The organism is Caloramator proteoclasticus DSM 10124, assembly GCF_900129265.1.
Lineage (GTDB): Bacteria > Bacillota > Clostridia > Clostridiales > Caloramatoraceae > Thermobrachium > Thermobrachium proteoclasticum.
In genome coordinates, this window is sequence record NZ_FQVG01000063.1 from 1 (window position 1) to 13,751 (window position 13,751).

General features: G+C 27.6%; 16 protein-coding genes. 15 read left to right on the forward strand and 1 reads right to left on the reverse strand.

Annotated elements, in window-relative coordinates; translation table 11 throughout:
• The 15 genes from BUB63_RS11540 to BUB63_RS11610 form a co-directional block, all read left to right on the forward strand.
• On the forward strand, positions 1-282 hold a 282-nt coding region (locus tag BUB63_RS11540; RefSeq protein ID WP_159431474.1), incomplete at its 5' end, for an ATP-binding protein.
• Positions 283-667: 385 nt separating this feature from the next.
• Positions 668-1,246, forward strand: coding sequence for a hypothetical protein (locus tag BUB63_RS11545; protein WP_058257212.1), 579 nt, complete (start codon positions 668-670; stop codon positions 1,244-1,246).
• Between the two features lie 38 nt (positions 1,247-1,284).
• Complete coding sequence (locus BUB63_RS11550; protein WP_073249919.1) at positions 1,285-1,740, forward strand: hypothetical protein; 456 nt, start codon at positions 1,285-1,287, stop codon at positions 1,738-1,740.
• 314 nt (positions 1,741-2,054) lie between these two features.
• Positions 2,055-2,411: a hypothetical protein gene (locus BUB63_RS11555; protein ID WP_084106770.1), complete on the forward strand. Its 357-nt coding sequence runs from the start codon at positions 2,055-2,057 to the stop codon at positions 2,409-2,411.
• Between the two features lie 822 nt (positions 2,412-3,233).
• Complete coding sequence (locus BUB63_RS11560) at positions 3,234-3,695, forward strand: hypothetical protein (RefSeq protein ID WP_073249921.1); 462 nt, start codon at positions 3,234-3,236, stop codon at positions 3,693-3,695.
• A 25-nt stretch (positions 3,696-3,720) separates the two neighbouring features.
• Complete coding sequence (locus BUB63_RS11565; protein WP_073249923.1) at positions 3,721-4,545, forward strand: ABC transporter ATP-binding protein; 825 nt, start codon at positions 3,721-3,723, stop codon at positions 4,543-4,545.
• On the forward strand, positions 4,535-5,197 hold the full coding sequence (locus BUB63_RS11570) for a hypothetical protein (protein WP_073249934.1): 663 nt from the start codon (positions 4,535-4,537) through the stop codon (positions 5,195-5,197). The genes BUB63_RS11565 and BUB63_RS11570 overlap by 11 nt, the downstream gene beginning before the upstream one ends.
• A 230-nt stretch (positions 5,198-5,427) precedes the next feature.
• Positions 5,428-5,928: a hypothetical protein gene (locus tag BUB63_RS11575; RefSeq protein WP_027307615.1), complete on the forward strand. Its 501-nt coding sequence runs from the start codon at positions 5,428-5,430 to the stop codon at positions 5,926-5,928.
• Positions 5,929-6,280: 352 nt separating this feature from the next.
• Complete coding sequence (locus BUB63_RS13250) at positions 6,281-6,502, forward strand: DUF2500 domain-containing protein (RefSeq protein ID WP_278299003.1); 222 nt, start codon at positions 6,281-6,283, stop codon at positions 6,500-6,502.
• Between the two features lie 40 nt (positions 6,503-6,542).
• Positions 6,543-7,547: a macro domain-containing protein gene (locus BUB63_RS11585; RefSeq protein ID WP_027307613.1), complete on the forward strand. Its 1,005-nt coding sequence runs from the start codon at positions 6,543-6,545 to the stop codon at positions 7,545-7,547.
• Between the two features lie 125 nt (positions 7,548-7,672).
• Positions 7,673-8,320 carry a vWA domain-containing protein gene (locus BUB63_RS11590; RefSeq protein WP_073249925.1) on the forward strand — a complete coding sequence of 216 codons (648 nt, stop codon included), beginning with the start codon at positions 7,673-7,675 and terminating at the stop codon, positions 8,318-8,320.
• A 282-nt stretch (positions 8,321-8,602) separates the two neighbouring features.
• Entirely contained in the window at positions 8,603-9,691 is a 1,089-nt protein-coding gene (gene glf / locus BUB63_RS11595; protein WP_027307611.1) for a UDP-galactopyranose mutase, read from the forward strand.
• Between the two features lie 197 nt (positions 9,692-9,888).
• Positions 9,889-10,548, forward strand: a complete 660-nt coding sequence (locus tag BUB63_RS11600; RefSeq protein ID WP_073249927.1) for a phosphatase PAP2 family protein — start codon at positions 9,889-9,891, stop codon at positions 10,546-10,548.
• Complete coding sequence (locus BUB63_RS11605) at positions 10,549-11,565, forward strand: glycosyltransferase family 2 protein (RefSeq protein WP_073249929.1); 1,017 nt, start codon at positions 10,549-10,551, stop codon at positions 11,563-11,565.
• A gap of 248 nt (positions 11,566-11,813) precedes the next feature.
• Complete coding sequence (locus BUB63_RS11610; protein WP_073249931.1) at positions 11,814-13,130, forward strand: pyridoxal phosphate-dependent aminotransferase; 1,317 nt, start codon at positions 11,814-11,816, stop codon at positions 13,128-13,130.
• Between the two features lie 455 nt (positions 13,131-13,585).
• On the opposite strand, the gene BUB63_RS11615 is transcribed toward BUB63_RS11610, so the two are convergent.
• Positions 13,586-13,751: transposase (locus BUB63_RS11615; RefSeq protein ID WP_200790272.1), on the reverse strand; the 166-nt coding region annotated here is incomplete at its 5' end.

Below are 13,751 nucleotides of genomic sequence, written 5' to 3' on the forward strand. Positions count from 1 at the left end.
AAAGTTTTAATAATTGATGAAGTTGGATATTTACCTATTGATGTAGATACAGCCAATATATTTTTTCAACTAATATCTAAACGATATGAAAAACACTCAACCATTATTACAACTAACATGCCTTTTTCAAGTTGGGGAGAAGTATTTGGTTCAGCAACAATTGCTAATGCAATATTGGATAGATTATTACATCATTCAAATGTTATATCTATAAAAGGTCCTTCATACAGATTAAAATCTAAAATGAAATATTTTAACAGTTCTTCTAATACATCATCATAGTACAATTTTTGTACATAAATATATTCCATTTTTTGTGCAAAAATATATTGACATTTACAGTTTGACTTTTTAGGTTGAGTTGATAAAATAGTTGTGTAATAGGCTAACCAACATGACTGAAATATGCTCGTATGTTTATTAACCATTATGCTGGTTGGTAAGTTGAGTTAGGTCTATATGGAGATTAAGTAGTTCGATAAATTTAAAGCATAGCTAAATTATGTTTTGCGAGGTGAGCAGTATGAAAAAAGAAAGAGAATATTACGAAGCATACGATGATAGATATAAACAAGTTCAGCTTTTCTCAATCCTTTGAAGTTTTTGATTGCTTGACACAAGAGTTATCTGACAAATTTGATTTATTTATGCCATAGCAGTATTGCATATGTTGGTTTTAGATAAAGACAGAAAATCATTTTATCAATTTAAAGAAAATGGTATTGCACTAATATGCACAATCGGGGATGGTAAGAAAGAGTGGCATTCAAACATAGAAGATGCTCTGAAAGTTGAATTTGATGGAGGTGGTAATGCTATGAGAAGATTTGGAATTCAAATGATAGACCACTCCGTTTCATCGGACTGGTGGAAATCAATTATCAAGCATTTTTTCAAAGTCGGCGACAACTTTGAAATACGGTGTTGGAAAGAGGAAACTGAAGAAATTTTGCAAGCACAACAATACGGCACAGCAACAGATGAAGGTAACGAAATATCTATAAAAGGCGTGCTTACGGATAAATTGCTATTGGAACTAATGACGGATAATCCATCAGATAAAGATATCTATAATAAAATGACAAAGTATTTTACCATAAATGTAAAAAATGAACTTTGTGATATTTGCAGTGCTCACTACGGAACAGAGATGTATATAACAATTTACTCTGACAAGGACATATTGTTTTTTGAACAGGTAATGAGTAAATACTCCGACGATTATTTTAGCATCGGAGAATGGTAACGATAAGGCAATTTGAATTTGTGAAAGAGGGTGATTGTATGAGTGTTTGCAGATTTATCGCATCCGATTATCCTTTGACAGAATTTGCATCATCACAGGATTATCCCATTGAGATTAATGTTGACAACGGCACAATATACGATGGCGGTGCTGATGATAACTATTTTCTAATTCCCTTTTTGAATGTCGCGGACTATACCGATAAAAAATATGGTGTTTATCTTGAATGGGACTATACTGATGGCAGAGCAAAACAATTCATTGAGTACATAAAAACTGCTCTACAAAAATCAGATGTTATTGAATTCTGGCATGTCTGGTTGATGGACTATTATGAATTTGAGGACAGACCTTTCATTCACAGAAAAGCAATCTCCATTGACGAACTGACCACAGAGCATATCAAAGAGATTGATAATGCTGTAATCTGGAATACTCCCGATAAAATGTATCCAGAAAGGCCATCGTTCTATTGCTTAACAATAACACGATAACAACTGACAAATTCCAGTTTTGTGGATATGTTCCCGCGAACGGTGGTTTCTGAAAAAACGGCCAAAAACCCATTGACATGTTCCCACATACAGATGCTATAAAAAATAGCCAGCAGACATCAATTCTATCAACTCGATCCACGTGGAGTGTGTAGCGTTGATAGAGAAGAAATAGCTTAAAATAAAGAATCAGGGGCAATTTGCCCCCTTTTTTACATTTGTTTTATGCCTCTTCTGTTTTTTATATGTAAGTACTCAAATCTTTTGGCAAGGAAGTATAATATATATAAATGTATTTTATTAGAGGTGATACTTTGGCAAAACACGAATTTGGAATAATAGATGCTTTTGAAGAAAACAAATGGTATAGTGATTACGAACCTGAAAAATATAATTGTGTTTCTGTCGATGATGATTTAATTTACGAATTAATTATAAAGTATAATGAAGAATTAATGGAACTAAAGACATATTTTCAAGTTACAACCCAGCAAGGTACAGGATTAGATTATTGTGGTGTAACGCTTATCCCTCCAGAATCCCTCAAACAGTTTAGGGATATCATTATGAAGGCAAATAATTACTTCAAAGCAAAAGAACTTGAACTTCTCACTGAAAAAATTACCGAGGCTATTATTAAAAATAAGTATTTAATTCACTATGGAATATAAAGGCTTTTTGTTTTGTAGCGTAAATATACTGGCGTTAAGGGTAAATTGATAAAAAATATATTAGAAAAAGAAGGAAAATAAGTTAGTATGTAGAATTAGATATATAAAGACTATTTTTGTGTTTCAAGTTTAATTTTAAATTTCAATTGGAGTGTTTTAAAATTTAATTTTTATTTGCAAGAGAGTATTTTAAAATAAAATTTATAAATAATTAAGAATGAATTCTATAGAATCTAAATATTCTTGCGTTAGATGACATAGTAAGAACAGCAGCCTACTGCAGGGTATCAATAGACAAATTAGAAAAGTTATCAAACTATGAAGTACAGGTAGTTCATTTTGCATCATATATAACAAATCATTCAGATTAAGAATTTGTTTGAAATTTGAAGGACTGATTAGATTAGAAATAATTGGGGGCAATAAATTAGAGAAATAATAATCAAATATGCAATTCGTATATTTTAAAGATATGAAACTAATGGTATAATTAATTGGGGGTTTAAAGAAGAATATAGTAATATAGATAAATTTTAACATTAGATTTTCGTTATTTAAGATGACAGGAATATAGTATTAAGAAAATAAAATCCGATGAATCTAAAGAGTTTTTTATTATAATAGATAATGCAAAAATTGATAATTATTAAACAATAAAATTACTAAAGTTATAGATTTATTGCGATTATAAATAATTGAAATTTTACAGTTTATGCTTTTGAGAGAAAAAATGATAAATTAAAGATTTATCAATAGAAGTTATTGTAAATGGTATAAAGAAAAAATTAAGTTTATGAAAAATGTACAAATGGGTGGGGTAAAATGGGAAAAGATATTTTGATTATATATGCTATATTGGGAGCATATGGATATTATAGATTCCTTATAATATTACTTAGTCTAAGAAAATTAAAAAGTAATTCAAACAATTTAAAGAAAAATCTTTTTAATAAAGCTTGTTGTATGGATTTGTTAATTGGATTGATAACAATTTGTATATTATTAAAATATTTTACGATAGACGAACGTGAACCTGTATTTATTATTATGCTCTTTTCTATTTCATTAATATTAAGTGGTTTGCGTATTATACTTAATATTTCTCCTAAAAAGGTTGTCTATAGAAAAATTTATAATTATGTTGCGAATTCATATATAATTATTTCAGCGTGGATGATAGGTGAAGTGTTGAATAACTATAATATATTAATGGCATTTGAATTAAGTACAGGATTTTTTTTATTAACTTTTTTTACTATTTATTATATAAACTATTTGCATTAAATATTGTAATTGAGGAGTTGATAAGATGAATGTAGTCGAGGTTAAAAATCTGCAAAAGACTATAAATGGCAGAGAGGTTTTAAGAGATATAAATTTGTTTGTTAAACAAAATGAAATATATGGTTTGTTAGGAAAGAATGGTGCGGGTAAAACAACAACAATAAGATCTATACTTGGCTTAATAAAAAAAGATTATGGATATATAAAAATTTTTGGTGAAGAAGTCGAAAAAATAGATTATAAAAGAGTTGGGGTTATGTTTGATTGTGAAACTTTTAACATTGATTGGACTATTGAAGATAATTTGAAATCTATGTGTTACATATATGGTGCAGATGAACAAGATATATTTTCATATATTGATTTATTGCAAATTAATCAAGTAGATTTAAAGAAGAAATTCAGGCATTTATCAAAAGGTATGAAGAGGAAGGTATCATTAATAAGTGTTCTCCTTCCGAATCCAGACTTACTAATACTTGATGAGCCGACATCAGGATTAGATCCAGAAATGCAAATAGTAGTGAGAAATTTTATTTTGCAGCTAAAAAAGGAAGGAAAAACAATAATATTTAGTTCACATAATTTACAAGAAACGCAAAAAGTATGTGATAAAGTATCTATAGTTAATGAAGGTGAAACATTAGTTGAATTTCCCATACAGAAAAATTATCACATAGTAAAAGGAGAATTTACAGGGTTAGATATGTATAAAATTAAAAATACTGATTTATATATTATGGGAGATGAATTAATAAAAAATTTTGGTATTAGTGATTATAAAGTAGTTGAGAGTTTAGAAGAAATATATATGTTAGCAGCAGGAGGAGATGTTGTATATGGTAAATAAGATAAAATTTATTAAGTTAGAGTTGAAAAATTTAATAAAACCAATGTTTATTTCATTAGTTTTAATCAATGTAATTTTATTTATGTTATTGTTAAATTTAAATGATTTTTTTGCAACATTAAAAAATATGAGGGATTTATCACAATTATATGTTTTAGTTTTATTAATTTCAATTTCATACTCAATTATATTCATATCAACTATAAATTTAGAAAAAGAAAAGCTTTATAATTTATATCATAGATATTTCGTAATTCCGATAAAATCTCCGTATAATTTAATTATAAAAATAATCCCTCTTGTTATTATTGATTTAGTATTACTGATTTTTTGGGGGATTATTTTATTTTTAATGTATAGTCCAGTTAAATTACAAATATATTTACTATATTTGTTATTATCAATTATTTTTATAATCGGAGGTATTTTAACATTTTTTTATTTTAATTTAACTATAAGCAATTCAAGTATATTACACGCTATTAAATTTATTTTGATATTTGCTTTTGCATATATTCCTAAATTCTTAATAACTAAAAATATATCAATACAACTTTTGTTTGGATTGATTTTATTTTTAATTATTGCAATATTTTTTGTTGGAATATTTTTAGTTAACAAACTTAGTTCAGAAAAGGTCTTGTTGCAATAAAATTTAAAAATTCAATCTTCCTTTCAAAAAGGCATACTTATAAAGGTGTTTCAACCTTTGTATTATAAACTTATGTATAATATTTTGGTTATGAATGGATTATTAGTGAACAAACACATTAATAATGCAAAAAATTCACATTAAGAAAATTTAAGATGTTTAAATGAGCGTTTTTAAAATTAGTAAATTAAGTTTTTTATATTAAGAAATCAATAAAAGAAGGTGTTACTATGAACAGAAGAACAATTAAAATATTTGTTATTTTAATTATATCATTACTTGTATTACTGATAGTGCAATTTAAACCCTTACTTAATTATATTAATAATATAATTATATATAAAGAAACTCGTATTAATTTGTATAATAAAAAAACTATTTTTAAAGCTACATCTCCAGCAAGTTTTCACGGTGATGGGATAGATTATTATGTATTTCAACTTGAAAAAGCAGATGTTGATTTAATATTAAGTGATAAAATAAAAAAATCTAAATGGAATAGATTACCTATAGATAAAGATATATATACTGTTATTGATAAGCAACTTACTTATGATATTGAATTAACAAATTTGCTTAAAAACACAAGCTATAGCCCAATACCAAATGTTAAAAATGGGTATTATTTATTTTTATATAAAAATTATACCAAAGATTATTACTTTAATTTTAAGTTGTATATATTGGATGCAGATAATCTTTTACTTTACTTGATTAAATATGACTCTTAATTTTTATAAATTAGATAGGCAATAAAAAAATTATACTAAAATTATTGGTGGCCATATCATTTTCAAAAAAATTATTTAAGTGATATGGCTAATTGTTTTTAAAGAATGACAAAAAATGTTTTGCGAATTCATTGAATAAAATACCATAAATTGGTATAATAAAGTTATGAATGCTAACAATAGAATTGATTAAGGGGGAGTGGATGTGGGTTTTGAATTCTATGCATTTGATGTGTTATTTTTATTTTTCCCAATTATAATATTTACAGTGATTATTTTTATTATGTTTATAAATATAAAGGAATATAATAGGAACAAGTCTTCTCCTATTTTGTAAGAAAGAGTTAGGGTTATTACAAAAAGAACTGAAATTAGTGCTACTATGCATACAAACCCGGATATACATCATATAGCCCATACAGATTATTATATTACTTTTGAAAATGAGTCGGGTCAAAGATTTGAGCTCAAGGTAGGGCCAACAGACTATGGTTTGATATCTGAGGGAGACTATGGGATAGTAACCTATCAAGGTAAATGGTTTAAGAAGTTTGAGAGGCTATATAATTACTAAACTAATTTAAAAATTTTCCTACATCTTTGGAGGGGTTGTAATGCCATTTGAAATTATACGAAACGATATAACTAAAGTATGTGTTGATGCTATTGTAAATGCAGCAAATCCATCATTGCTTGATGGGGGTGGGGTGGATGGAGCAATTCATAAAGCTGCTGGACCTGAATTACTTGAGGAATGTAAAACATTAGGCGGGTGCAAGGTTGGACAAGTAAAAATTACAAAAGGATATGACCTACCTGCAAAATATGTAATTCATACAGTTGGACCAGTTTGGACTGGAGGAGATAATAACGAGGAAAAGCTTCTTTCGGATTGCTATAAAAATTCACTTAAATTGGCAAAAGAATATAATCTGGAGAGTATAGCTTTCCCTTTAATTTCAGCTGGTGCTTATGGTTTTCCTAAAGATAAAGCCTTTAAAATTGCAATTACAGAAATTGAGAATTTTCTTTTAAAAAATGATATGTTGGTTTACCTAGTGATATATGACAGAGATGCATTTTTAATTTCTAAGAAATTGTTTACAACGATAAAACAATATATAGATGATAAATATATACAAGAACATCAATTATATAGAAGGACTAATAAATTCAGATCAGTATCAAATTATTTATATGAAGAAGATTTAATTCCACAGGAAAGAAGTATTTACATTCCAACAAAAAAACGTAACCTTGATGATGTAGTAAATCAAATAGATGAGACATTTTCACAAGCACTTATTCGGTTAATTGATGAAAAGGGTATGAATGATGTTGAAGTTTATAAAAGAGCAAATGTAGATCGTAGGTTGTTTTCTAAAATTCGTAATGATATATATTATCAACCAAGTAAAAATACAGCAATTGCCTTTGCAATAGCATTAAAGCTAAACCTTGATGAAACAAAAGATTTATTAGCAAAGGCAGGGTATGCACTTTCCCATAGTAGTAAATTTGACTTAATTATTGAGTATTTTATTGAGGAAGGAAATTATAATATTTACGAAATAAATGAAGTTTTATTTGCATTTGGACAAAAACTATTAGTCGGGTAATTGTCATTAATTTAAATGTGATAATATAAAAATTATAGATATAAAATTTGTCGCCTTTTAAGCGACCTATATAAACTATTATAGTGCTATCATAAAAATAATAAAAAGCAAGGGAGGATAGCACTATGAAAAAGGGGTTAACTGAACTAATATTTATACTTGATAGAAGTGGCTCAATGTGTGGACTTGAAGGAGATACTATTGGAGGATTTAACTCAATTTTAGCAAAGCAAAAAAAAGAAGAAGGAGAGGCTGTAATAACTACAGTATTATTTGATGACAAATACGAATTGCTGCATAATGGTGTTAATATAAAAGATGTAATTCCTATAACAGAGAAGGAATACTATGTAAGGGGAACAACAGCACTGTTAGATGCAATAGGAAGAACTATAAATAAAGTTGTAAATGAACAGAAAAACAAATCAGAGGACGAGCGTGCTGAACACGTTTTATTTGTGATTATAACAGATGGAATGGAAAATGCCAGCAAAGAGTATAGTTTTGACAAAGTTAGACAAATGATAGAATATCAAAAAACTAATTATGGTTGGGAATTTATATTTCTTGGTGCAAATATTGATGCTATTTCTACTGCAGCACGTTTTGGAATTGGGCAAGATAGAGCAGCAAATTATAATGCGGATAAAGAAGGAGTATTACTTAATTATCAGGTTATTAATGAAACAGTTAGTTGTTTACGCACGAGTCACAAAATCGCAGATAATTGGAAAGAACGTATAGAAGAAGATTTTAAGAGGAGAAGAAAATAGAAATAAATTTTAAAGATAGGCCATATCACACATATAACTTATGTAAAGTGATATGGCTTATCTTTTAAAAGTTGAGTTATATTATTAATAAAAGTATGGTTTAAATTTGATTATTATAAAAGGATTATTTGAAAAAAATACAATTTTATTATAAAATAAACTTCGAGTAAAACTCATTATCAAAATTATATTTATTAGAGCTGTTGAGACTTTATAGAGTTAAAATAAAGTTAATTTAAGTTATGTAGTAATGCTCAAAAATTAATATTTTGGAGGAACAATATGTATAACTATGTTATTGTAGGTGCAGGATTTGTTGGATGTGTATTGGCAGAAAGGATAGCAAATGTTTTAAACAAAAAGGTTTTAATAATTGAAAAGAGAAATCACATTGGAGGAAACGCTTATGATTATTTTAATGAGGATGGAATTTTAGTACATAAATACGGTCCTCATATTTTCCACACAAATAATAAGGAAGTTTGGGATTATCTTTCAAAGTTTACTGAATGGTATCATTACCAACACAGGGTATTGGCATATGTTGATGGACAAACTGTTCCAATGCCTATTAATTTAGATACAATAAATATGTTATATAATACTAATTTTACACCAGTTGAGTTAAAAGATTTTTTTGAAAAAATAAGAGATAAGAAGGAAGAAATATTAAATTCAGAGGATATGGTCATTAGTAAGGTTGGGAAAGAACTTTATGAAAAGTTTTTTAAAGGATATACAAAAAAACAATGGGACTTATATCCATCACAATTAGAGCCAGAGGTCACAGCAAGAATACCGATTAGAACCAATAGAGATGGAAGGTATTTTACAGATAAATATCAAGGTATGCCAAAGTATGGTTATACCAAAATGTTTGAGCGTATGTTAAACAGTTCAAATATACATATAATGTTAAATGTGGACTATAAAGATGTTATAAGCAATATAGAATATGAAAAATTGATTTATACAGGCCCAATTGATTATTATTTTGATTATAAATATGGCAAACTTCCATATAGGTCATTAAAGTTTGAATTTGAAACTTTAGATTGTGAAAAATATCAAGAGGTTGGAACTGTAAACTATCCAAATGATTACGACTTTACAAGAATAACTGAATTTAAACATTTAACAGGCCAAAAACATTTTAAAACAACAATTGTAAGGGAGTATTCTACATCAGAGGGTGAACCGTATTACCCAATTCCTCAAAAGAAAAATATTGAACAATACAAGCTCTATGAAGAAGAGGCGAAAAAATTAGATAATGTATATTTTGTTGGACGCCTTGCGAATTATAAATATTTTAATATGGACAAGGTAGTAGAGGAGGCTCTAAATCTTTTTAATGAAAGCATAAAATAATTTTTTTGAATTTCAAATTGATTTTTGCAATTAAATTTTACAAATTTATAAAATTTATGGGTTAAAAATTAAGATTAAATTAAAAATACTTTACCTATATTGACTGTATAGAAAATAAATGATTATACTTAAAAAGTAAATGTTCTAAATCAATAGAACTTTAGCAATAAACTCTTAAAGGAGTAAGGTTTAATAATATGAGAAGGATTAGAAGTATATATAACTTTATACCTCAATATGCTGTAATTCCGTTGCTCTTGTGCGTAGTAATCAATTTTTCAGTATATTCTGGAGCACGGTTGTTTTATAAAAACAGGGTATTTCACGATTTGACAACCAATTTAGATAATATGATCCCAGTAGTACCGATATTTATAATTTTTTACTTAGGAAGTTATCTGTTTTGGATTTTTAACTATATATTAATAAGTCGAATAAGCGAAGAAAATTGCTATCGACTTGTGATATCAGATATATTAGGTAAATTAATCTGTTTTATTATATATATTACATTTCCTACAACCAATATTAGACCAAATATTGTTGAATCAAACATTTTTGTGGATATGCTCAAATTTGTATATAGCGTAGATGCAGCTAATAATCTTTTTCCATCAATCCACGTTTTAGTTAGCTGGTATTGTTTTATTGGCATTAGAAATAATAAAACAATTCCTGTTTGGTATAGGTATTTTTCTTTGTTTATGGCTATAATGATAAGTATATCAACTTTAACTACAAAGCAGCACGTTATAGCAGATGTTATTGCAGGATTAGTGTTAGCTGAAGTAACCTGGAAGCTTTCTTTACAGCTACAACTTTACAGAGCAAAAAAATTAGTAAATCAGGAGGTATAAATGAAGGTTTTAACTATAGCAATTCCTTGCTACAATTCAGCATCTTATATGGAGAGAGCAATAGAATCACTACTTGTGGGAAGTGATGATATTGAAATTTTAATTATTAATGATGGATCTAAGGATAATACAGCAATAATTGCTGACGAATATGAGAAAAAGTATCCAAATATAATACGTGCAATACACAAAGAAAATGGTGGACACGGCGATGCTGTAAACACAGGATTAAAATATGCAACAGGAATGTATTATAAAGTTTTAGATAGCGATGACTGGTTTGATAAAAAAAGTTTTATCAAAGTGTTAGATGTTTTAAGAAGTATGGCCAATAAACCTGAGCCAATTGATATGCTAATTACAAATTATGTATATGAAAAGGTAAGTATAGGAAAATCAAAAAGCATTAACTATAAAAGTGCTATGCCGGAGGAAAGAATTTTTACTTGGGATGATATAGGAGATTTCAAAATAAGCCAGAATATATTAATGCATTCTGTTATTTATCGTACAGAGATTTTAAGAAATTGTAATTTAGAGCTTCCGAAACATACATTTTATGTTGATAATATTTTTGTGTTTAAACCATTACCTTATGTAAAAACAATGTATTACATAAATGTTGACCTTTATAGATACTTTATTGGAAGAGAAGATCAGTCAGTTAATGAAAAAATAATGATAGGACGTATAGATCAACAGATAAAGGTTACAAAGATAATGATTGATCTATACGATCCTACACAAATAGAGAGCAAAAAGCTTCGTAAATATATGACTCAATATTTAACTATGATGATGACAGTGAGTACAGTGCTCCTTTTAAAATCCAATACAGTAGAAAACTTAAATAAGAAGGATGAGTTATGGAATTATTTACGTTCTAAAAATAAAAACTTATATGAAGAAGTAAATAAAACGTTGTTAGGCAAACTAATGCAAATGGATACTTTTATAGGGAAAAAGATAATATTATCAGGTTATTCTTTATCAAAAAAAATTTACGTATTTAATTAATGATTTATATTTGTGATAGAACAAAGAATTATTTTGAAAAAAGGACAGGTATGAATAATACTTGTCCTTTTTTATAATTGATATATCACGAATATTATAAAAGAGTAAATGTGCTTACCTGTAATCTTTATTTAATGATTGTAACAATTGATAAAATTTTGAAAAATTTATTGATTAAAAATATTCTGTATATTAAAATAAAACTGAAAATATTGAGTATTTCAGTTTTATTGAAGGGAGTTTTAAAAATGAATAAACCGGTTTTATCCTCTCATTTTCAATCAAGAATGCCATCAGATATAAGATTAGCACAAATGAAATATGAAGAGCGTAAAGTTAAGCCGCAAGCTGTTATAAATGTAGGTATAGGAAATGTATCACTTCCAACTAATCCGGCTATGATGAAGAGAATGTTCTCACTTGATGCAGCTGAAAGTCCATTTTCAAAAGGGGTTATAAGATATTCAACTACGGCTGGTTTTAAAGAATGCCAAGATGCATTTAAAAATATTTTAAAATGTGAAGGTTTTTATACAAGTAATCTTTATGTTCAAATAACCGATGGTGGTTCAGCTGCTATGGAAATACTTTTATTAGGGGTATGTGGCCCTGCAGGTTCAGATGAAAGACCCCTTTTAATGATTGATCCAGCGTATACGAATTATATTTCCTTTGCTGAAAGAATAGGCAGAAGGATTGTTACAGTTAAACGTAAATTAAATGAAAAAGGGAAATTCAGCCTTCCTGAAATAGATAAAATTGAAGAAATGATAAAGAGGTACAATCCGGGAGCACTTCTTGTTATACCATATGACAACCCAACAGGACAGTTATATGATTACGAAACACTTATTGAACTTGCAAAACTATGTGTAAAATATAATATGTGGATGGTAAGTGATGAGGCATATCGAGAACTTTATTATACAGATGATACAAGATTAGTAAGTATATGGGGAATAACAGATAAAGAGGTTCCAGGAATTGAAGGTAGAAGGATAAGTATAGAAACTGCTTCAAAGGTATGGAATGCCTGTGGCTTGAGAATAGGTGCATTAATAACGGACAATGTAGAATTTAATAATCGTGCTGTAGCAGAATATACAGCAAACCTTTGTGCAAATGTATTAGGACAATACATATTTGGAGCACTTGCCCACGAATCAAAGGAACAAATTTTAGATTGGTGTAAAAACCTTAGAAACTATTATAAAGAACAGATTATGACAGTATACAACGGTCTTAAAAAATTAGAACCTAACTTAATTGTTTCAAGCCCTGATGCTTCAATATACTTGGTTATAGATGTTAGAAATGTAGTAAAACCAGGATTTGATTCAATTGATTTTGTTCTTTACTGTGCAGAAAAGGGTGTGGTTGAAATAGATGGTGTTGAAACAACATTATTAGTAGCGCCGATGAAGGGCTTCTACAATGTTGAGGAGGGTGAATACAACCCTGGAACTACACAATTTAGAATTTCCTTCGTAGAGTCACCAGATAAAATGGCAAAGGTTCCTGAACTATTTGTAAAGCTACTAAAACAATATGAGTCACAACGATGATTTTATTAGGTAGACATATTATTTATATATTGTATTAATTTTAATATTGATAGCTGATACAGGCATTTTCTTTAAATGTCTGTATTTTTATTTAGATTTTAAAGAGAAATTATTTGAAATATATAATTCTATATTTAATTTCAGAATATTTAATATTGACTATGGAGTGGGTAGGTTTTATAATATACCCATAGGGGGTATATTATAAACTGAGATAAAAAAATTATAATAATAATTTTATACTTAAATAAATTAATAGGTTTATAAATAATTTAACCTGAATTATTCACCAACCAAAAATTAAACTGAAAAATATTTATAAGAAATCTTAGTATAATTGTTATATGAATAAAATTTTCATAAATTACAGATATTTACATTAAAGAAGAATAGATTTCACCTATAGTATAAAATTTTACTTTTTGAACTTATCAAAGAACAATAATAAAAGAATTTCATTCTAACTTGTGAATATTTGCTACAATCTCATAAAAATCATTTTTATATGCGTAGCTACTGCAAAGCTTAAATATTATGTAGCGACTACTTCTTACTATTCTTGAGGCTATTTTCATTAGTTTAAGCCTTATTGTATCTATTTGAAGTTTACGCATTTTTAAA